Genomic DNA, 20,732 nt, shown 5'->3' with positions numbered 1-20,732 from the left:
GCTCAGAAACCAAAGCTGCTCAAACCTTGATGATCGTCCGGGCGGCGTCCCAGTGGCCAGCGGAATTTGCGTTCGGCTTCGCTGATCGGTTGTTCGTTGATGCTCGCATGGCGCTCGCGCATCAGACCGTCTTCGGCAAATTCCCAGTTTTCGTTGCCGTAGGCGCGGAACCATTGGCCGCTGTCGTCGCGGTACTCATAGGCATAGCGCACCGCGATGCGGTTGCCGCTGAAGGCCCAGAGTTCCTTGATCAGCCGGTACTCCAGCTCGCGATTCCACTTGCGGGTCAGAAAGGCTTCGGCGTCGCTGCGGTTGCTGACGAACTCGACGCGGTTGCGCCAGCGGGTGTCGAGGGTATAGGCCTGCGCGACCTTGGCGGCGTCGCGGCTGTTCCAGCCATCTTCGGCCAGGCGGACTTTCTCGATGGCGGTCTGTTCGTTGAACGGTGGCAGCGGTGGACGGGACATGGTTGAACTCCTGATGGGATGGAACAGGTCATAGCGCAAGCTGGATTGGGGTGTGTTGATCTGCCGGAACCGCACAGCAGATCAGCACTTCATCGTCCTTGAGTGTTGCTTGAGGCTCCTTGAGGTACGTGACATCACCCTTGAGCACACGGGTGCGGCAGGTCCCGCAATGCCCCTCACGGCAACTGAACTCGGGTGCCAGGCCACGTGCCTCGGCCAACTCCAGCAAGGTCCCGGAGTCGGGCTGCCAGCGCGCTTCTTTTTGTGAGTTCATGAACATCACCTTGACCGACGTGGTTGCAGGCGGCAGCCGGGCAGGGACGTTGGCAGACTGCTGTGTGCTGCGCTGCAGCGAGCCGGGGCCGAACGCTTCGGCATGGATGCGCTCATCCTCGATGCCATAGCCGCGCAGCCCGTCATACAGCGCCTGGCTAAAGCCGGCAGGGCCGCACAGGTAGAACTGGTAATCGCCGAACGGCAACACCTGGCTGAGCAGCGCCATGTCGATGCGTCCATAGGCTTCATAGTCGATGCCGGCTTGGGCAGCACCGGTATCGCTCAGCACCCGGATCAGCTTTACCGAGCCTTTCGCGGCGTGGGTCAATTCGGCCAGCTCGCGGTCAAAGGCGCGATCGTGTTTGCTGCGCGCCGCATAGAGCAGCGTGACCGGGCGCAATCGCTGGCGACGCAGCCCGTCATAGACCAGGTGGCGGAGCATGGCCAGCATCGGCGTGATACCGACCCCGGCGGCCAGCAGCACCAGCGGTTGTTCGCTGGCTGGATCAAGCGTGAAGTCGCCAGCCGGTGCGCGGGCTTCAAGGGTGTCGCCCTCGCGCAGATGATCATGCAGGTAGCCCGACACCCGGCCATCGCGCTTGACGCTGATCCGATAATGGCCGTCCGACGGCGCGACCGACAGGGTATAGGTGCGGATCAACGGTGCGTCAGTGCCCGGTATCTGCACCCGGATCGGCAGGTACTGGCCGGCCAGGTGCGGCAACAGCCCGCCACCGTCCAGCGGTTGCAACTCGAACGAGCGGATCGACGCGCTCTCGTCAGTCACCCGCGTCACCCGCAGCGCTCGCCAGCGGGTCGCGTATTCGGCGGCGCGCAGGCGTTGTTCGGTCTGTTGCCAATCGCCGGTCAGCAACGAACTCTCAGCCCAGGCGTCATCCTGCAACCTCCAGCGCAGCGCCAGGCCCGCGGCCCTGCGCACGATCTGCCGGGGGCGAAAGGTCCATAACCGCTCGGCGCCCTGAAAGGCCGCAATCCGGGGTGAGTCGAAGATCACCTCGGCCTCGCCGGTCATTTGCAACACATCACCGCTGGCAAAGTCGACGAACAACAGCCCGGCCTGGCGGTTGAGCAACAGGTTACCGAGGGTGGAGAAAAACAGGTTGCCGTTGAAGTCCGGGATGGTCAGCTTCCCGTCAGCGTCCAGGTGCACGAAGCCTGGCTTGCCACCCCGGTGCGAGACATCGACCTGGCGTTGACCGTCCTGGTCGGCGTAGGAGGCGACAAAAAAAGTATCGGCATTCTCGATCAATGCGCGCGCCGCCACGTCCAGTTCGGTCAGCCGCTGGGCCTGAGCGCTATCGGCGGCTGCCGGATCACGGTCAAAGCTGAAATCGCGCAGCTGGATGTAGCGCGGGCAGTTACCAAAGCTCTGGCCGACCGTCAGTTGAAAGCCGGCAGCAGTGGTGCCGAGCACGCCATTGAGCCGGTTGCGCCGCCGCGTGTGCAGCTCAATGCCCAGCAGGCCCACCGCTGCGCCGTCGGTCATGCCCTGGCCGGCCGGGTCGGCGGCGGCGGGTTGTGCGGCGATGTTCAGTGTGCTGGCGGACGGTGAGCCCATGAAGCCCGGCTGACCTTCCAGCATCGTGGCCCAGGCATTGCCCTGAGCATCCACGCTGCCCAGCACCACGAAGGGCAACTGCGCATAGAAGGCGCGATGCTGGTCCGGCATGAAGTCGCGCACCACACGACGTCCCACTTCTTCCATGCGTTCAGCGACACCCAGCTGCTGCTGGATGAGTTTTTCGCCCGCGTGCCAGGTCGGCAAGGTGGGTGTGGTGGTCATGATCGCGTCTCCGATAGGCGCAGCAGGCAGGGTCAAACGTTGGCGCGCAGCCCGATCGGGCTTTGCGTGAATGGCACGAAGCCCGGCAACGCTTCGATACGCTGCAACAGACGACCAACGGCGGGGTAGCCCGACAGGTCGACGTTGCCTTCCGGTGCGCCGGCCAGATAACTGTAGATCGCAACGTCAGCAATGGTCGGATGCTCGGCGGCCAGCCAGTCGCGGGTCGCCAGATGCTGTTCCAGGCGCTTGAGCAACACATGGGCGCGGTTGATGACCTCTTCGGTATTGAAGGCGGCGCCAAACACCGTGATCAGCCGCGCTGCACAGGGTCCGTAGGCCAGCTCGCCGGCGGCCACCGACAGCCAGCGCTGCACCCGCGCCGCGCCCAGCGCATCTTCCGGCAGCCAGTCGCTGCGCCCGGCCTTCTTGGCGAGATAAACCAGAATGGCATTGGAGTCGGCAATCACCCGTTCGCCATCCACCAGCACCGGGATCTGGCCGAACGGGTTCAAGGCGAGGAAGTCGGGATGCTGCAGGCCGCCAGCCTTGATATCGACCTCGACCAGTTCGTGGGGCACGCCCAGCAGCGCGGCGAACAATACGGCGCGGTGCGCATGGCCTGACAGCGGGTGGTGATAGATTTTCATGGTCCGGTTCCTGAGTGAGCGGGGCGGGGAGAGTCCCGAGCCGTGTGGTCAGTGTGGAATACCGGGGTTTTTAGCGGAATAGGCGTTGTGGGCAGTTCTTTATTGCGTCAGGTGGAATAATTAACGATGGCGGTGGAGTGCCAGATTGTTTCAGGCACTTTTCTGCGGGCAATAAAAAACCCGCCGAAGCGGGTTTTTTGTCCCAGACCATTCCAACTCCCTGTCGGCAGTATCCTTTCACGGTCGATCCTCCCTGATCCTGGCGAGCATCCTGTTCGCCAGTGGTTGGATCCAAATATAGGCTCATCACGCTGGCAGGCAAATAGCAATTATTCGCCAGCGCGTGTAAGCCTTTGGCTACACGGATGTAATCAAAGGCCAGAGACTCCGCTGGCGGGCTGTTGTGGTAGCGTGTCAGCAGTCGCCCTGCAGAACGTTTTTCTACCATGTCGGATGCTTTGTCCTCGCTACCATCGCTCAATGCCCTGCGTGCCTTCGAAGTGGCGGCGCGGCACTTGAATTTTCGTCTGGCCGCCGATGAGCTGGGGGTAACCCAGGCGGCGGTGGCGCAGCAGATTCGTGGTCTGGAAACCAGCCTGGGTGTGAAACTGTTCGACCGGTTGCCGCGTGGCCTGGCGTTGACCGATGGCGGACTGCGCTATGGCGCCAGTATTCGCCGCGCCCTGGAACTGATTGTCGAAGCCACGCACGCGCTGCGCCCGGACACCGCCCACCTCACCGTCAGCGTGCCACCGAGCTTTGCTTCGCGCTGGCTGATCCCGCGCATTGCGTTGTTTACCGAAGCGTATCCGGATATCGACCTGCGGGTGCTGGCCACCGAGCGGTTGTCGCGCTTTCACACTGATGGCGTCGATGTGGCGGTGCGTTACGGACGCCCACCGTTCGGGCCAGGGCTCAATACCGAATTACTGGTGGCACAGAGCATTATCGTGGTCGGCAGCCCGGCGTTGCTCGACAAACTGGGCCAGCCGGCAGACCTGGCGCAGTTGCAGCGTTACCTGTGGCTGCATGACGGCCATAACCTGTGGCCGCAGTTTATTGCCCATGTGTTTGCCCAGCCGCTGCAAGGCGCGGCGAAGAACCTGCGCTTCAATAGCACTTCGCTGGCAGTGGATGCTGCGCTGGCCGGGCAGGGCCTGGCATTGGTGACCCGGGCGTTCATTCAGGATGATCTGGATGCCGGGCGGCTGGTGCAGGTGCTCGAACAGAGCCTGCCGATGGACACTGGTTTTTATCTGGTCTGGCCGCGCCATGCGCGTGAGCCCGCTACCTTGCTGACCGTACTGGCCTGGTTGCGCGAGCAGGCCAGGGCGATAAGGCAGTAGATAAACTATCGGGTTGTGCGTGTTCTGCTGACTCTCTGCCGGCAAGGCGCGGTGCTAGGCTGACGCTCAGAGTTTGATGACTATCCGGAGAGCGACAGCATGACTGAACAGAAAGTGGCAATCATAATGGCCGGCGGCAGCGGTATGGGAGCGGCATCGGCCAGACGTCTGGCGGCCGATGGTTTCAAGGTCGGCATTCTCTCGTCGTCCGGCAAGGGCGAGGCGCTGGCGCAAGAGCTGGGCGGGGTTGGCGTGACCGGCAGCAACCAGTCCAGCGCCGACATGCAGCGCCTGGTGGATCGGGTGATGCAGCAGTGGGGGCGTATCGATGTGCTGGTTAACAGCGCTGGCCACGGCCCACGCGCGCCGCTGCTGGAAATCAGCGACGAGGACTGGCACAAGGGGGTCGATGTGTATCTGCTCAACGCCGTGCGGGCCATTCGCCTAGTGACGCCGATCATGCAGCAACAGCACAACGGCGCGATCATCAATATCTCCACGGCCTGGGTCGATGAGCCGGCGTTGATGTTCCCGACATCGGCGGTGGCGCGCGCAGGGCTTGCGGCGTTCACCAAGCTGTTTGCCGACACCTACGCCAAAGACAATATTCGCATCAACAACGTGTTGCCGGGCTGGATCGACAGCCTGCCGCAAACCGACGAACGCCGTGACGCTGTCCCCCTTCAACGCTACGGCAAAAGCGAAGAAGTGGCCGCAACCGTTGCATTTCTGGCCAGTGAGGGTGCAGCCTATATCACCGCACAAAGCCTGCGGGTGGATGGCGGGCTGATGCGCAGCATTTGAATTTCTCGGGGTGGCGGCTGCCCACCCCCCGCAGTGGAGGCCATGGATGCTCTATGACCTGCTACATCGCATCTGGGGCGAACTGAGCACCCCCATGGAGGCGGGTGCTCAGCCGTTTCGGCTGTTGCAACTGGCGACCCTGGGGGTGGATGGCTGCCCCCGCTCGCGCAGCATCATCTTGCGTGAAGCCGACGGTCAAAATGCAACCCTGGTGTTCTGGATTGATCGCCGCTCGAACAAATTCCAGGAGCTGTTACGCAATCCGTTCGTGGCGTTATCGGCCTTCGACGGCCAGCGCAATGTGCAATTGCGTCTGGAAGGCCGGGCCAGCGTGCAGTTTGACCCGCAACGCAAACGCGAAATCTGGAACACCCTCAAGCCGCAGAGCAAACAGTTGTTCAATCGTTTTTGCCCGCCGGGCACGGTGCTGGACGATCCCGCCGAAGCCTGGAGCGAAGAGCCAGAGTCTGACAGCGACGAGCATTTCTGTATCGTGACGGTGAGTGTGGACCGGGTAGAGTGGCTGGATCTTTCCGGCAGCTATCACCAGCGCGCCCGGTTCAGCCGGCTGGCGCGGGGCTGGCGCAAGGAGTGGCTGGCACCCTGAAGGCCGGTTTCGGTAATCGGCACCCCATTGGCACAGACGACGAGGATTTCGATGAGCAACCCGGCAACTGCAACTGACGATGGCAACGCGGTCATCGTTTGTGACCGCGAGCGCACGGCGCAACTGCTGGCCTTCCCGGCATTGGTCCAGGCCATTGCGCAGGCTGCGCAGCATCTGGAGGCCGGTCAGATTCTCAGCCCCGAACGTCTGGTGGTGCCGATGGGCAGCGGGGTGATGCTGAGCATGCCGGCCACGGCGGCCGATATCGGTATTCACAAACTGGTTAATGTGCACCCCAATAACGCGCAGCAGCAACTGCCGTCGATTCATGGCACGGTGAGTGTGTGTGACGCCGCGACCGGGCGTATCCGCTGCCTGCTCGACGGCCCGGAGGTCACCGGGCGGCGCACGGCGGCAGTCAGCCTGTTGGCGATCCGTACCCTGTTGCCTGATCCGCCCACCGATATTCTGCTGTACGGCACCGGCGTGCAGGCGCGCTATCACGTTCAAGCCCTCAATGCCGTATATCCCGATGCGCGAATCCGGGTTAAAGGGCGTGACGCCCGGCAGGTCCTTGCCTTCTGCAGTGAGGGCGCCAACCTTGAGCCTTGCCCGGCCGATGTACCGGACCAGGTGCAGGTCGTGATTACGCTGACCACCAGCCTGGAGCCGATCTACAACCAGGTGGCCCGCGCTGGCCGGTTGGTCATTGGCGTAGGGGCGTTCAAGCCGGAAATGGCCGAAATCGGCAAGCTCACGCTCGATGGCAGTGCGATCTATGTTGATGAGCCGGCAGGGGCGCATGTCGAGGCAGGTGATTTGCTGCGCGCGGGGGTCGACTGGTCAGCCGTCATTTCATTGGCTGCGGCGTTGCGCAGCCCGCAAGCCGTTACCCGCCCGGCGGTGTTCAAGAGTGTCGGAACCGGTGCCTGGGATCTGGCCGCAGGCCGGGTCGCGCTGGCGGCACTGAACGCTGAACAGAGCGAGCGCAAGCCTGGCTGACCGGCAGTTATGTGAAGCAGTCGGCACTCTTGCGGGGAATTTTTTCTACGCCCAAGTGACAAAGCGTCCGGATTGCGTACCGAAGGTGTGCGGCCGTCAACCGGGATCAAGGATGAATATGCAGGTCATCACGGACAATGCCATTGCCGCAGCGCTGCGCGCCAGGGCGCAGGATGCTTTCGGGGTCGCGCCAGCGGCCCCTTTCACGGTCGCAGCGGTCCGGCCACACAGGGCCGATGTCACCTACACCGTCACCTCGACCCTCAGTTGCCAGGTGGCCTCGCGGCGGGTTCGGCAACTGACCGGCGAACACTGCAACCGTGATTATCTGGACCAGGTGCTGCAGGCCCGGCGTGAACGGTTGCTGGCTAACCCGGGCCATTTCCGGCCGCTGATCTACCAGCATCTGAGCAACGACGTCGACCACTACCGCAGGCCAGGCCAAGTCCTGTTGACGGTCGATGCCGAGCGTTTCTGCACCCGTGAGCAGTGCACTGACTGCAACGGCCACGGCGTGGTGCACTGCAGCGCCTGCGCCGGGCATGCCGAAGTGCGTTGCGCTCGTTGCCGGGGCGGCTGTCATCTGCATTGCCACTATTGCTCCGGCACCGGCCATGAGCCCGAGCGGCGTCGCTGTGGTTACTGTGGCGGGACCGGCCAGTACGGCAATCACCGTTGCAGTTGTCAGGGCGGGCTGCTGCCTGCCGATCGCTGCCACAAATGCCACGGCCAGCGCACCACGCCATGCCCGGACTGCAATGCCCGTGGCGTGGTGCGCTGCACGGCGTGCGACCAGGGCCAGGTGCGCTGCGCGCCGTGCGAGGGGGCCGGTGAACTGATTCACGAGTACCGCCTGGAGGTGCATGTCGATCTGCAGGTCCATTACGCTTGGCGCAACCTCAGCGCCGACTGGCTGGAGCCGGTGATTGGCGAGTCGGTCAATGGCCCCAACAACGCGGCAGTGTTTGTCGTCGACCAGGCCCAGGCGGATCACCCGGACCCACGGCTATTCACCGCGACCGGTCACGTACCGGCCGCCGAGGCCGAGGTGTCCCATGAGGGCAGCACCGGGACCTGCCGCTTTGTGGGGCTGCCGCCGATCCCGATGTACCTCGACGGCGTGCTCAATGGCAATTTCAAGAAACTGCTGGCCTCGATGCAGGACACGACGGACATCCAGGCCATCCACCGGGCCTCCAGTTCGAAGATCGCCCGCCAGTTGATTGCCGAGAACGAGCAACAGCGGCCTATCGACCAGACCACCCCGGTGCTGCAAGGCATCATTGATCCGGAGGATGGGCTGGAGTTTCTGCACAAGCGTGCCGAGACCTTCCGGCACATCGTCGCCACCCGCCACCGCTTGCGGCCTGCTGCCGTGCTGGGCCTGTCGCTGCCGCTGACGGCGGTGCTGTTTGTTGTGTATCTGGTGATGAGCTTCTATCTCACCGGCCTGCCGGAGCCCGGCACCGGCAAGCTGGGGATCCTGGCGCTGCTCGGTGAGCCGCAAACAGTCGGCAAGCGGGTCTACATGCAACTGTTGCAGGCCGCCAATCAGGGATTGGGCGTGGGGATGCTGCTGTGGTTCGGCGCTGCAATCGTGTTCAACCGCTTTAGCCTGCCGCTGTTGTTCCCGCGGTTATGGGCCTGGGCGGCGGGGCGCTGGGCGCGCATTCTGACGCTGGGCGTGCCTGGCATGCTGTGGCTGGCAGTATTCATGGCCTTGTATCCGACGGCCGAAATGTGGCCGGACTGGCGCTGGCTGAAGTTCGCGTTCAACCGCCAGGGTACTCTGCACGCCGTGACCAACGCCCTGTACCTGTTGCCGCAGATCTACCTGCTGGCGCTGGGGCTTTCGTTGCTGCGCTGGCGTGCCGCCGGAACCCACTGGGCGCGGCGCATGATGAGGATTTTGCTGCAGAGAAAGAACGTCAGTGCGGTTGAAGCGCAGCTGCACTGATTCATGCCCGGCTTGCTAAAAGGAACCCGCGCTGCAATGCCAGCAGCCGTTGAAGGCCGGTCAGACTTGCCGACTGCTGCAGGTCGAAGTGACCTGTAGCATGCCTGAGGTGTAATGATTCGCGCATAGTATCGGGCTCTGCGGCCGGATCGGTCGACCGGGCTTGCCGCAGATGGACCTTTGCGCAATCGAGGCAGTCCAAGCGCTGGGTCGGTCGACAGGATGATCGGCAAGCACATTCATATCAGTCGATATGTTTCCAAGAGGTTTTCAGACAAGGATTGCTCATGCCCCGACACAAAAGCACTGCTGGAGGCGGCTATCAACGCGGTACGGACACTCGCGCCCGATTGATCGAAACCGGCTTGCGGCTGTTTGGCGAACGTGGCTTCGAAGGCGCCTCCACCCGCGATATCGCCAGTGAGGCCGGGCTCAATGCGCCGGCCCTGAAGTATTACTTCGATAACAAGGAAGGGCTGTATCACGCCTGTATCGAGGACATCATCACGAAGATTCGCGAGCAGCTTGCAGGGGCGGTGCAGCATGCCGAAGCTGTATTGCACAATCGTGCCAGCAGTGACGTGCAGTTGATCGAGGCTTATCTGCAACTGTTGGGCGGCTTTATCGGCTTTGTCCAAGACAGCCCGCAAGCTGAAGCCTGGTATCTGTTCATGGCCAGAGAGGTGGTCGGCTTGGGCATGTTCGACACCGATGCAATCATGCACAAAAAGCTGTACGCGCCTCTGAACGCCGTCACCACCGGTTTGGTGGGGCGTCTGACCGGCTTGCCGGTTGACGACGAGCGCACCCGGATGCGCGCGTTTGCGCTCAACAGTCAGAGCATGGCCATGCGTACCCTGCGTCGCCAGATGCTGGGCATCATGGAGTGGGACAGCGTCGATTCTGAGCGCATGCAGCGGGTACGGGAAATATTGCTCGGGCAGATGCGCCTGACCTTGCGATCCTGGGTTTCGGAGCGCGAAGCGGGCAGGCTGGGTGCCAGCCGATCCATGCAAGAGGTGCCATTGTGTCCGTAGGCCCGAGGCGTGTCAGTTGTAGGAGCGAGCTTGCTCGCGAAGAGGCCAGTAAAATCACTGCATCTGCTGTGAATGTGCCGCTGTCTTCGCCAGCAGAGCTGCCTCCCACCGAGATTTGTGTACTTAACCGAACAGTATTGCGGCTAAAGCCAATACTGTTCAGATAAGCACTGCGGACCCGGTGGGAGCGAGCTCTGCTCGCGAAGAGGCCAGTAAAAACACTACATCTGCTGCGAATGTGCCGCCCTCTTCGCGACCAAGGTCGCTCCTACAAAGGCATGCAGTACTTAACTGAACAGTATTGCGGCTAAAGCGGATCGCAGCCCGGTCGGCCCTACTGATTACGCGTCACCCGCCACACGGTATTGGCCAGGTCATCGGCAATGATCAGCGCGCCGCGCGGGTCTACCGTTACACCTACCGGGCGGCCGCGGGTCTTGCCGTCGTTACCCCGAAAGCCGGTGGCGAAGTCCACCGGTTCACCCGCCGGGCGACCGTCATTGAACGGCACGAAGATCACCTTGTAGCCCACCGGGTTGTCGCGGTTCCAGCTGCCGTGCTCGCCCACGAACACGCCGTTGGCAAAGCGTTCGCCCATCGCTGCAATGGAAAAATCCAGACCCAGCGCGGCGACGTGTGAGCCCAGGCTGTAGTCGGGTTTGATCGCCGCAGCGACTTTTTCCGGGTTCTGTGGCTGGGCGCGGGTGTCGACGTTCTGGCCCCAGTAGCTCCATGGCCAGCCGTAGAAACCGCCTTGCTGTACCGAGGTCAGGTAGTCGGGAACCAGGTCCGGGCCAAGTTCGTCGCGCTCATTGACCACCGTCCAGAGTTTACCGGTGCCTGGCTGGACGGCCAGGGCTGTGGGGTTGCGCAGGCCGGTGGCGTAGGGTTTGTGCGCGCCGGTTTCAGCATCGATCTGCCAGACCATGGCGCGGTCGATCTCCACTTCCATGCCGCGCTCGGTCACGTTGCTGTTCGAGCCGATGCCCACGTACAGATAGCGCCCGTCAGGGCTGATGGTCATCGCTTTGGTCCAGTGATGGTTGATCGCCGAGGGCAGGTCGGTGAGCTTGACCGGCGCCCCGCTGGCTTTGGTCTGGCCATCCTGATAGTCGAAACGCACCAGCGCGTCTTGGTTGGCGACGTACAGCTTGCCATCGGCAAAGGCCAGGCCGTAGGGCGCGTTGAGGTTGTCGGCAAACACCGTCTGCACCTCAAACTGGCCGTCACCGTCGGCATCGCGCAGCAGGGTCAACCGGTTGCCGCCTTTGACCTTGGTATTGCCCTGGGCCTTGATGTAGCTGGCGATCACGTCTTTGGGCTTGAGTTTGGCGGCGTTGCCGCCACGGCCCTCGGCGATCAGGATATCGCCGTTGGGCAGTACCAGCGTCTGGCGCGGAATCTTCAGGTCCGTGGCAATCGCGGTGATGCTGAAGCCTTCCGGCACCGTGGGCTTCTCGCTGCCCCATTCGGCTGGCTCGGCGATTTTCATGCTCGGCAGCAGGCCGCGCTGCGGCTCCGGCAGCTTCGGGTCCGGGCCGCGGGCCTGGGTGCTGTCAGCTTCGCCGCCACAGGCACTGAGCAGCACGGTCATGCCGAGAATAGTCAGGACAGGCATCGGTTTCATCGTGCTACCTCCGTGCGCAGGTTACTGAAGGCAATCCAGGCCGATACCACGGCCAGCAGGGTGACAATCACGGACAGTACCAGCCCGGTCGGCATGACCGCCCAGGCATCCTTGGCGTGTTCGAAGGCATTGAGCAGGCCCAGCAGCCAGGTGGCCAGCAGCACCAGCAGGTAAGCCAGCGGTCGGCCGCCCTTGTGCGGGGCGCGTAGCAGGTTGGTAATGGCAAACAGGCCGGCAAGACCTGCGAACAGCAAGCCACCGGCAATCAGCCAGGCGGCGAAATTGCTCCACTGGATCTGCGTGGTGTTGTAATAGGCGATATCGTTGAGCAAGGCGCCGAGAAACAGCGCAACGCTGCCGCCCAGCAGGATGCCGTGAAGCGGGCCGGGGGTTGCGTGGTACGGGGGATGGTCGGGTACGGTCACGGGTGGCGCTCCTTATCGTTCACATTCCAGGGCGGGGCTCGATAGCGTCGGGCATGGGAATGGATCGTCGGGGCGCTGCTTTAGTTCAGCCCAATGGGCGCTATTACACATTCGGTAACAGCCAGTTTAGCCAGCTGCCGGCTGTGGATCGTGTGGCCGGCCATGCCCGGCAGCATGGCATGGCCGGCCGGCTCATCGGTTGCTCACTTGGCCCGGGTCAGCGTCTCTTCGAACACCCGCCCTTCGATCGTCAACAGGTAACGCAGCTTGCCGTCAGGCGTTGGCTGCAGAATCACCTGGGTCGGTGACTTGTGGCTGGGGTGGCTGAACAGCTCGGGTTTGTCCGAGTAGCTGTAGCTCTGAAAATGCAGGGCATCGCCGATCCAGCGCACATCGTTGTACAGGTAGTGCCAGTTGGTGTTGCTGGCGTGATACAGATAAGCCTTGCCTTGCGGGTCACGGCGGATCTCCAGCTCCACGACATCGCCGATTGCCCACGTGCCCAGGTAGCGCTGCATGCGTGGGTGCGCCGGCAACTGCGGCGCGGCGACAAAGTCGCTGGCCTGGTAGGGCGACTGACGCGCCTGTTCGGCGGCGGCCCCGGACGGCAGCGCGCACAGTGGCGCGACCTTGTCGACCTTGACGTAATCGAACGTCAACTGCTGATCGGCAACCTGCATGGCGAGCTGCATGGCTTTGGGGGCGAAGGCCAGAACTTTAAGGTCAAAGCTTTCTTGCGCAGATGCGATATGAATCGACTGGCCGTTGTCCGCCACCGTGTAAGTGGACACCTCGGGCTGCTGCGCCTGCCTGTCACTGCAGTTGAACGGATACAGCAGCGCTTTGCCGTCAGCCCGGAATTCGGTGACGTTGGCGATGCCGTTGTTCAACGGCTGCATGGCCCAGATTCCGACAAGCACATGTTTATCGCTGCTTGGCAACGCGCTGGCGTTTGGCGCGTTAGAAGAGTGTGCGCAGCCACTCAGAACGCTGACGGCGAGCAACAAGGACAGGAGTGTTTTGGACTGTTTGGACACGAAATTCTCCGGGGTGCCTGGCCGATCTGTTGGCAGATCAGGAACAAATAACCCGGTTTCGACCACCGCCAAGGCGATCAGTGCCGTAGTGTCAGCCAGCGCGGCTGGGCACTGCGCTATCCTGCGCCCTGGGACGGCTCATCAGTGGAGGAGGCAAACATGTGTCAATCAACCAAAGCCCAGGTGTTCAAGGGGTTGCACGAGCGTAATGAGCCGCTGATTCTGGCCAACCCCTGGGACGCCGGCAGCGCACGGTTGCTGGCCTCGCTGGGCTTTGAGGCGCTGGCGACCAGCAGCGCCGGTCTTGCCTTCAGCCTGGGCGTGCGCGATACCGAGGGCTTGTTGTCGCGCGAGCAGATTCTGGAAAACGCCAAGGCCATTGTGCAGGCCACTGAACTGCCGGTCAGCGCCGACCTTGAAAACGGCTTCGCTGACTCGCCCGACGCGGTCGCGCGCACCATCGGCCTGGCGGCCGAGGCCGGACTGGTGGGCGGCTCGATCGAAGACGGCGCAGGGCGCAAGGGCCAAACCGTGTACGACTTCAACCACGCGGTAGAGCGCATCAGCGCCGCCGCCGAAGCCGCCAGGGCATTGGCATTCCCGTTCACCCTGGTGGCCCGCGCCGAGAACTACAGCTTCGGCATCCAGAACCTGGACGACACCATTCGCCGGCTACAGGCCTTCGAAAAGGCCGGCGCCGATGTGCTGTATGCACCGTGCCTGCCTGATCTGCAATCGATCAAAACCCTCTGCGAGTCAGTCAATAAACCGGTCAATGTCGTGATGGGCCTGTCTGGCGCCGCCTACAGCGTGGCGCAGTTGGCCGAGGTGGGGGTACGCCGCATCAGTCTGGGCAGCTCCTTTGCCAGAGCCGCGCTGGGCGGCCTGCTGCGTGCGGCCCAAGAAGTCAGAGAGCAAGGCACCTTCAACTTCGCCCGCGACGCGATCGCGTTCAAGGCCATGAATGACTTGATGAAGGGCTAGCGCCTCGAACATCCCGGCCATCGCGTGGTCTAGACTCGCGCCTTGTTTTTCCGGAGACCCATCCCGATGCATCTGGACCTGATCGAATCCATCAGCCTGGCTGGCAGGCTGAACGTCGCCAATGATGACCGCGCCGGCAGCGCCGAGCGCCATGCCTGGGTCATCGACGGTGCCACCGACCTTGGTCCTGCCGGGTTGCTGGGCGCGCGCGGCGGGGCCGCCTGGCTGGCGGGTACTGCGCATCGGGCGTTCGCAGCGGCGAATGGCTCGTTAACCGACATCTGCGCCCAGGTGTTCGACACCGTGGCGGGCGCCTATGAAGGTGAGCGGCGGCGCGAGCCGCTGGCCGGCTGGGAACTGCCGCGTGCAGCGTTTGCCGCCGTGGCCATCGAGGGCGACTCGCTGGTGTGTGGCTTCATGGCCGACTGCATCGTGCTGCACCGCAGCGCCGCGGGTATCGCCTTTCTGACCCCGCAACCCGACCGCGAGCGCGAGCGCGCCGAGGCCGCAGCACTGGGGCCGGGCACCGGAGCCGCAGCGGTGCGCAGTCCCGAAGTCCTGGCCGACCGCCGTGCGGCCCGCGAGCGGCCCAAGGCGGTGCTGGGTATCGATGCCGGGCATGCCCGGATCAACACTGAATATGTACGGGTGCCGGTGGCGCAGGGCGACGACCTGCTGCTGCTCAGCGACGGTTTCGCGGCATTGTTCGATACCTACCAGGCTTATGACCCTGCCGGCTTCGTCGCTCAGGTTCTGCAGCACGGGCTGGCGCCTCTGGCCCGGCAACTGCGCGACATTGAACGCCAAGACGCGGCTTGCCTGCGCTATCCGCGTTTCAAGGCCAGCGATGACGCTACCGGGCTATGGTTACGAGTGGGCTGAAACCGGTGAGGATGACCGCGCTCATTTGAATTGTTCGAGCAACCACTCAGTCAGCCGCTGACAGGCCGGCACCTGGGCTTTGTTTTCGTTGATCACCAGATAGTGGACTTCATCGCGCAACACCACTTGCTCGCTCACCGGACGGACCAGGCGGCCCTGGGCAATCAGCGGTTTGACCAGGTGATCCCAGCCCAGCGCAATCCCCTGGCCGTTCAGGGCCATCTGGATCAGCAGGTTGTAGTCATTGCTGCTGAACGCCGCTGGCCGAGGCGTCGCAGCACCCGCCAGGTCCTGCGCGAACCAGGCAAACCAGGCGTTCCAGTCGAACTGCTCGGTCAGCTGTGACCGGCCATAAGGGTCAAGGTCCAGCAACGCACTGTCACGCATGCCTTGCAAGGTCGGTAATTGCGGTTGAGCTTCAAGGTAGGCCGGGCTGCAGACCGGGTAAACGACGACATGAAACAGCGGCACGCGCAGATAGCCCGGCCGCTCATCCAGCGCCTGGGTGACGAAAACATCGGGTTCGATCCCAGGCTCGATATCCTGGAAGCGTTCGGTGGTGATGACGTTGAGGCCGACGTCGTTATTGCTGGCGAGGAAATCCGTGAGCCGGTGTGCCAAAAACATCGATGAAAATGCATGGGTGCAACACAGCGTCAGGGTGTCTTTATCACTGGTCTGGCGACGAATCCGCTCGGTGGTGTGGAAGATATTGAGCAGCGAGAGCTGCGCCGAATCAAACAGCAGCGTGCCGGCAGGGGTCAGGCGCAGGTCCCGGCCGCTGCGTACGAACAAGTCAGTGCCCAGGTGCAGCTCAAGGTCACGAATCTGCCGACTGATCGCCGCCTGGGTCACACACAGGGCATCGGCGGCGCGGGTAAAACTGCGATACCGGGCGGCGGCGACAAACGAACGCATGGCCTTGAAAGAGGGCATTTTCAGCAATGCCAGATCAGTCTGAGAGCCTTCGCGCATAACAAAAACTACCTGTTTATCTGCATAAAAAGTCGATTCCGCCGGCCAGCCGCCGGGCCCTACACTCTAACGCACCACGCCCAGCACAGGGTGCCCTGCAGCCTATTTCACGTTCAGCCTTATAACTGCCGCGATAACCCGGTGCGGGTGACTGTGCCCACATAAAAAGGAAAACCCGATGCCTTATCCCTCGGCCAGACATGCCTTCATGCACGGGGTGCGCGTACTGCTACCACTGACGCCGGGGGTGATTCCCTTTGGCCTGGTGACGGGCGTGACCGCGATCAATATGGGATTGTCACCGGCGACCACTCTGGGCATGGCCGCGATGTTCTATTCCGGTTCCGCACAGATGGCAGTGCTGCAACTGATGCACACCGGGGTGGTGCCGATCGCCATCGTGGTCACCGCGTGGATCATTAACCTGCGCTTCATCATGTATGGCGCCACCTTTGCACCGCACCTGCAGCATTTGCCGCGGCGCTGGTCCTGGCCGTCGGCTTATCTCTTGTCTGACCAGTCTTTTGCGCTGTGCAGCCTGAAGGCTTTTTCCGGTGAACTGGGGCCCTATCTGTTTCCGTTCTACGCTGGCACCGCGGTCGCCATGTGGCTGGCCTGGATGCTCTCGGTGGTAGCAGGGGTGTATGTCGGCGCGAGCATTCCGGAAAACTGGTCGCTGGGCTTTGCAATCCCGTTGTCATTCCTGGCCCTGCTGGTGCCCGGCATTCGCAGCAAACCGAGCCTGGGCGCGGCGGTGGTTGGTGGCCTGCTGGCGGTGTGGCTGGCGAGGTTGCCGTATAACCTGGGGCTGATCGTCGCCTCGTTGGGTGGCATCGTGGCCGGGCTGTGGATCGAGCGGTTGACCAATGCGTCGGGCAAGAGCGCAGCGCCTGCGACCGAGGAGGCTCAATGAGCGAGCTGACCATGTGGTTGATGTTTGCTGCCGTCGGTATCGGCACCTTTGCCATCCGCCTGTGTTTCATCGAGCTGCAAGGCCGCTGGCAGGTTCCGGCGCTGTTCACGCGGGCACTGCTGTACGTGCCCGCCAGTGTCATGGCCGCGCTGGCGTTGCCAGCGGTGGTCTACCCGGCAGGCCAGAGCAGCATCGATATCAGCAACCCGCAAATCCCGGCCGCCGTCATCGCTGCGCTGGTGGCCTGGAAGACCCGCAGTACGGTGCTGACCCTGGCGGTCGGGATGGCGGTGTTATGGGCAATCAGGTATCTGGCCGCGTAGCGGATTTCGGGAGGCGTTGATGCGGGCGGTGGCCAACGTCAGGGCAGCCGAAGCAATCAGCACAATGGCTGCGGCAACGAAGGTGGTTTGATAGCCTTGGGTATCGAACAGCACACCCCCCAGCGTGGAACCCAGAGCAATAGAGAGCTGGATCACCGCCACCATCAGCCCGCCGCCTGCTTCGGCATCAAACGGTACCGATTGAGCCAGCCATGACCACCAGCCCACCGGCGCGGCGGTGGCGACCAGGCCCCATAAGGCGAGCAGCACGAAGACCATCGCAACCGAATTCCCGAATGCCACCAGGCCAATGCCCAGTCCAGCCATCAGCAAAGGGATGACGATCAGGGTTCGATACAGGCCTTGTTTGATGAATGAACCGATGAGCAGGGTGCCTATGAAGCCGGCGATACCCAGTGCCAGCAACATCGTCGACAAGGTGGGTACATCAACGCGGGGCACGGTTTCCAGGAACGGACGAATGTAGGTGAACAGTTCGAACTGGCCCATAAAGAACAGGCCCACCGCGAGCATGCCCAGCGCCACCAGTGGATTGCCCAGCAGCGTGAATACATTGGCCGATCCTCTCGCCCGAGGCGCAGCCTGCATCGCTGGCAGGCTGATCCATTGCCAGATCAGGGCGATCAGCCCGACCGGAACAAGGCAGAAAAACGCACCGCGCCAACCGATGATACCGCCCAGATAGCTGCCCAGAGGGGCGGCGACGATGGTCGCCAGGGCATTGCCGCTGTTGAAGATCGCCAAGGCACGGGGCACGTTTTCGGCAGGCACCAGACGCATGGCGACAGCTGCCGACATCGACCAGAAGCCGCCGATCACCACGCCGATCAGGGCGCGCCCGACCATGTACATGATGTAGTTGCTGGCCAGCGCCACCACCAGTCCTGACACACACATCAGTGCGGTCAGCAGCAGCAACAGCGTCTTGCGGTTCATGGCGCCAGCGATCCATGAGATGGACAGGCTGGTCAGCACCGCAAAGGTGCCGGAAATGGCGATGCCATAACCGGCCAGGCCCTCGCTGACGCCCAGTTCGGTCGCGATGGGCGTCAGCAGGCTCACGGGCATGAACTCTGAGGCGATCAGCGCAAAGACGCACAGGGTCATGGCCCATACGCCGCTCCAGTGTGCCGGTGCCTGTGGGGCGGACAGGTCCTCGTGGACCGGCTCGATGCTTGGGTTGTTCATTGACGTCACTCGTAACCGTTATTCACGAAATGGCTTGCCGAAAAGTATTCAGCCGCCGGCTGAGGCCACGGCTGATCGTTCAAGGCCATGTTGACGTATCGGCATTGGCATGATTAGTAGGTATGGTTTTTATGAGTTGCTGAGAAAAATTCAGGAATGAGCCGGCACAAAATCAACGATCTACAAGCCTTCGTGGCCGTTGCCCGCGATCAGAGCTTTACCAAAGCGGCGGTCAAACTGGGTGTCACGCCTTCGGCGCTCAGCCACACGTTGCGGGGGCTTGAAGAGCGGCTGGGCGTGCGGCTGTTGTCGCGTACGACGCGCAATGTCTCGACGACCGAAGCCGGTGACAGGTTGATGCGTTCCGTCGCACCGCTGTTCGAGCAGATCGCTGCCGAGGTTGAGGCGTTGAACGATTTGCGCGAGACGCCGCGCGGGACCATCCGTATCACCTGTACGGACGATTCGATTGAGTTGTGCGTGAGGTCGAAGCTCAAGCGGTTCACTGAGCAATACCCGGACATCGTACTGGAATTGTTCGTCGACTATGGCTTCACCAATGTGGTGGAAGAACGCTTCGATGCTGGCATTCGCCTCGGGGAGGCCATCAGCAAGGACATGATTGCGGTGCGCATCGGGCCAGACTGGCGACTGTCGCTGGTCGCCACGCCGGCTTACTTCGAACGTAACCCCGCGCCGGCCACGCCCTACGACTTGATGAAGCACACCTGCATCAATATTCGTCACCGGCCGTCCGGATCGATCTACGCCTGGGAGTTCGAGCGAGACGGCAAGCCCTTCACAGTCAAGGGCGAAGGACCGCTGGTGTTCAACAGCATTGTTCACGTACTCAATGCAGCTCTGGATGGAATCGGCATCGGCTATGTCCCGCAAGAGCTGGTCGCGCCTTACCTTGCCGATGGCCGACTCATCGAAGTGCTGCCGCAGTGGTGCCCGACATTTCAGGGGTTCCACCTGTATTACCCGAATCGAAGGCAGGCCTCGCCAGCGTTCGCGGCTCTGGTGCAAGCGTTGCGCTACACACCCTGATCGTCACTGGCGAGCCCTGTACAACGGTGCCCCGAGCGGAGCACCGAGGCGGTCACTTGAGATTGCGCTGATAAAAGCCGGTCAGTTTTTCCCAGGGAATCAGGTCGGCACGGTCATACAAATCGACGTGCCCGGCACCCTTGACGTAGTAAAGCTCCTTGGGTTCGGCAGCGCGCTGGAAGGCGTCTTCGCTGAACTCCCTGGAGTGTGCCTGATCACCTGTGATGAACAGCATCGGGCGTGGTGAAATCGTTTCTATATCGTTAAACGGGTAGAAATTCATGAAACGGATTTCGCTGCTCAGCATGCGGTTCTGGGTTTGCTCCAGCGTCATGCCTTGCGGGGTGGCCGCCCCGCGTGGCGTGCGGTAGAACTCCCAGAACTCGCGGGTTATCGGGTCGGTCTCGGCATCCGCCTGCGCGGGCAGGTAATCAAGGAAAATGCCCTTGCCGGTGGTGTACTCGGTGTAGCGCTGTTCGGCCGCTTTGGCGAGCAACGCCTTGCGCTTGTCCAGGGTCACGGAGTGCTGCAGGCCATGGCGGGTAACGGCACCCATGTCGTACATGCTGACGGTGGCAACGGCTTTCAGGCGCGGGTCGAGTTTGGCCGCGCTGATCGAGAAACTGCCACTGCCACAAATGCCTAATACACCGATACGGTCACGGTCAACGAGGTCACTTGTGCCCAGGTAATCGACCGCTGCGCTGAACGCTTCGGTGTACAGCTCGGGAGCCACCAGATTGCGCGGCTGGCCCTCGCTTTCGCCCCAGAACGGCAGATCAATGGCCAGGGTTACGAAGCCTTGCTCAGCCAGTTTCTGCGCGTAGAGCATGGCGCTTTGCTCTTTCACCGCGCCCATGGGATGGCCGACGATGATGGCGGGTGCCTTGGCCTTGCGATCAAGGTTTTTCGGTGTCACCAGATTGCCGGTGACCTGCATGTTGTACTGGTTCTTGAACGTCACTTTCTGCACGGTGACGCTGGCGCTGTTATAAAAGTTATCAGCGCCTGCGGGGATCGCCGGGGCCTTCAGTGCCTGCGCGGCAAGAGCGGAACCGGCTGGCAGGGAAAGCAGGCCGAGTGAGGCGAGAAAAATACCGATGGCCGCCAGCCGCGCGCGGGGTTTGCCGGCAACAGGCAGGGGATTGGAGTTGGCTTGGGTAATCGTTAAAGAACTACTCACAGTCAGTGCACCTTATCAAGCAGGAGTCAAAGGTCAGGCCAGCCAGAACCGCTACCGGTGGTGGCTGCTGTTCCCGGTGACCGCTATGTTGACTGTCCGCGAGTCTGCTGATTAGTAGGGGGCGTTTTCATGTCTTTGTGAAAAAAACTCAGTAGTTCGTGGCGCAGCGATAGC

Annotated in this window: 21 protein-coding genes; 11 read left to right on the top strand and 10 right to left on the bottom strand. The window is 62.4% G+C overall.

All coding sequences use genetic code 11. From position 1 onward, the window contains the following. Positions 1–2: 2 nt before the first annotated feature. From PSCI_RS26015 to PSCI_RS29340, 4 genes are all read right to left on the bottom strand, one after another. Positions 3–467, bottom strand: coding sequence for a nuclear transport factor 2 family protein (locus PSCI_RS26015; RefSeq protein WP_045492576.1), 465 nt, complete (start codon positions 465–467; stop codon positions 3–5). A 28-nt stretch (positions 468–495) separates the two neighbouring features. Beyond that, the gene (locus PSCI_RS26010; RefSeq protein WP_045492573.1) at positions 496–2,547 is read right to left on the bottom strand and encodes a 2Fe-2S iron-sulfur cluster-binding protein; all 2,052 of its coding nucleotides are present in this window, start codon (positions 2,545–2,547) and stop codon (positions 496–498) included. A 32-nt stretch (positions 2,548–2,579) separates the two neighbouring features. Continuing rightward, a complete protein-coding gene (locus PSCI_RS26005; protein WP_045492569.1) occupies positions 2,580–3,197 on the bottom strand; it encodes a glutathione S-transferase family protein in 618 nt (205 codons plus the stop codon). 70 nt (positions 3,198–3,267) lie between these two features. Further along, positions 3,268–3,645, bottom strand: coding sequence for a hypothetical protein (locus PSCI_RS29340; RefSeq protein ID WP_144403341.1), 378 nt, complete (start codon positions 3,643–3,645; stop codon positions 3,268–3,270). On the opposite strand from PSCI_RS29340, the gene PSCI_RS26000 reads away from it, so the two are divergent. The 6 genes from PSCI_RS26000 to PSCI_RS25975 all read left to right on the top strand — a co-directional run bounded on the left by PSCI_RS26000 (position 3,644) and on the right by PSCI_RS25975 (position 9,950). Then, positions 3,644–4,543: a LysR substrate-binding domain-containing protein gene (locus PSCI_RS26000; protein ID WP_045492566.1), complete on the top strand. Its 900-nt coding sequence runs from the start codon at positions 3,644–3,646 to the stop codon at positions 4,541–4,543. The genes PSCI_RS29340 and PSCI_RS26000 overlap by 2 nt on opposite strands. Before the next feature lie 99 nt (positions 4,544–4,642). Next, positions 4,643–5,347, top strand: coding sequence for an SDR family oxidoreductase (locus PSCI_RS25995; protein WP_045492563.1), 705 nt, complete (start codon positions 4,643–4,645; stop codon positions 5,345–5,347). Between the two features lie 46 nt (positions 5,348–5,393). Next, positions 5,394–5,954 carry a pyridoxamine 5'-phosphate oxidase family protein gene (locus PSCI_RS25990; protein WP_052483541.1) on the top strand — a complete coding sequence of 187 codons (561 nt, stop codon included), beginning with the start codon at positions 5,394–5,396 and terminating at the stop codon, positions 5,952–5,954. Positions 5,955–6,005: 51 nt separating this feature from the next. After that, positions 6,006–6,956, top strand: coding sequence for a bifunctional Delta(1)-pyrroline-2-carboxylate/Delta(1)-piperideine-2-carboxylate reductase (gene lhpI / locus PSCI_RS25985; protein WP_045492560.1), 951 nt, complete (start codon positions 6,006–6,008; stop codon positions 6,954–6,956). A gap of 118 nt (positions 6,957–7,074) precedes the next feature. After that, complete coding sequence (locus PSCI_RS25980) at positions 7,075–8,913, top strand: hypothetical protein (protein ID WP_045492557.1); 1,839 nt, start codon at positions 7,075–7,077, stop codon at positions 8,911–8,913. Positions 8,914–9,200: 287 nt separating this feature from the next. Then, positions 9,201–9,950: a CerR family C-terminal domain-containing protein gene (locus PSCI_RS25975; RefSeq protein WP_045492554.1), complete on the top strand. Its 750-nt coding sequence runs from the start codon at positions 9,201–9,203 to the stop codon at positions 9,948–9,950. Between the two features lie 334 nt (positions 9,951–10,284). Here PSCI_RS25975 and PSCI_RS25970 read toward each other — a convergent pair whose 3' ends face one another. The 3 genes from PSCI_RS25970 to PSCI_RS25960 all read right to left on the bottom strand — a co-directional run bounded on the left by PSCI_RS25970 (position 10,285) and on the right by PSCI_RS25960 (position 12,901). Further along, on the bottom strand, positions 10,285–11,577 hold the full coding sequence (locus PSCI_RS25970) for a PQQ-dependent sugar dehydrogenase (protein ID WP_045492551.1): 1,293 nt from the start codon (positions 11,575–11,577) through the stop codon (positions 10,285–10,287). Further along, positions 11,574–12,002, bottom strand: a complete 429-nt coding sequence (locus PSCI_RS25965) for a DUF2231 domain-containing protein (protein WP_045492549.1) — start codon at positions 12,000–12,002, stop codon at positions 11,574–11,576. Before PSCI_RS25965 ends, PSCI_RS25970 begins: the two co-directional genes overlap by 4 nt. Before the next feature lie 203 nt (positions 12,003–12,205). Then, entirely contained in the window at positions 12,206–12,901 is a 696-nt protein-coding gene (locus PSCI_RS25960; RefSeq protein ID WP_231906513.1) for a hypothetical protein, read from the bottom strand. Positions 12,902–13,198: 297 nt separating this feature from the next. On the opposite strand from PSCI_RS25960, the gene PSCI_RS25955 reads away from it, so the two are divergent. Next, the gene (locus tag PSCI_RS25955; protein WP_045492545.1) at positions 13,199–14,023 is read left to right on the top strand and encodes an isocitrate lyase/PEP mutase family protein; all 825 of its coding nucleotides are present in this window, start codon (positions 13,199–13,201) and stop codon (positions 14,021–14,023) included. Between the two features lie 66 nt (positions 14,024–14,089). Beyond that, positions 14,090–14,905 (top strand): protein phosphatase 2C domain-containing protein, encoded by an 816-nt coding sequence (locus PSCI_RS25950; protein WP_045492542.1) that lies wholly within the window; start codon positions 14,090–14,092, stop codon positions 14,903–14,905. Positions 14,906–14,926: 21 nt separating this feature from the next. On the opposite strand, the gene PSCI_RS25945 is transcribed toward PSCI_RS25950, so the two are convergent. Further along, entirely contained in the window at positions 14,927–15,880 is a 954-nt protein-coding gene (locus tag PSCI_RS25945; protein WP_045492539.1) for a LysR substrate-binding domain-containing protein, read from the bottom strand. A gap of 178 nt (positions 15,881–16,058) precedes the next feature. Here PSCI_RS25945 and PSCI_RS25940 point away from each other — a divergent pair, with 178 nt between their 5' ends. Both PSCI_RS25940 and PSCI_RS25935 read left to right on the top strand, forming a co-directional pair. Further along, the gene (locus PSCI_RS25940; protein WP_045492536.1) at positions 16,059–16,793 is read left to right on the top strand and encodes an AzlC family ABC transporter permease; all 735 of its coding nucleotides are present in this window, start codon (positions 16,059–16,061) and stop codon (positions 16,791–16,793) included. Continuing rightward, complete coding sequence (locus tag PSCI_RS25935; RefSeq protein WP_045492533.1) at positions 16,790–17,116, top strand: AzlD domain-containing protein; 327 nt, start codon at positions 16,790–16,792, stop codon at positions 17,114–17,116. Before PSCI_RS25940 ends, PSCI_RS25935 begins: the two co-directional genes overlap by 4 nt. Here PSCI_RS25935 and PSCI_RS25930 read toward each other — a convergent pair. Further along, positions 17,087–18,325 (bottom strand): MFS transporter, encoded by a 1,239-nt coding sequence (locus tag PSCI_RS25930; RefSeq protein WP_045492530.1) that lies wholly within the window; start codon positions 18,323–18,325, stop codon positions 17,087–17,089. The two genes, PSCI_RS25935 and PSCI_RS25930, sit on opposite strands and share 30 nt — an antisense overlap. Before the next feature lie 156 nt (positions 18,326–18,481). Between PSCI_RS25930 and PSCI_RS25925 the strand changes: the two genes are divergently transcribed. Next, entirely contained in the window at positions 18,482–19,375 is an 894-nt protein-coding gene (locus PSCI_RS25925; protein WP_045492527.1) for a LysR family transcriptional regulator, read from the top strand. Positions 19,376–19,427: 52 nt separating this feature from the next. On the opposite strand, the gene PSCI_RS25920 is transcribed toward PSCI_RS25925, so the two are convergent. Continuing rightward, the gene (locus PSCI_RS25920; RefSeq protein ID WP_231906631.1) at positions 19,428–20,441 is read right to left on the bottom strand and encodes an alpha/beta hydrolase; all 1,014 of its coding nucleotides are present in this window, start codon (positions 20,439–20,441) and stop codon (positions 19,428–19,430) included. Between the last annotated feature and the right edge of the window lie 291 nt (positions 20,442–20,732).

This window comes from Pseudomonas sp. StFLB209 (assembly GCF_000829415.1).
Lineage (GTDB): Bacteria > Pseudomonadota > Gammaproteobacteria > Pseudomonadales > Pseudomonadaceae > Aquipseudomonas.
Note: the sequence above shows the minus strand (reverse complement) of the source record. Positions and strands in the feature narration are given on the sequence as shown.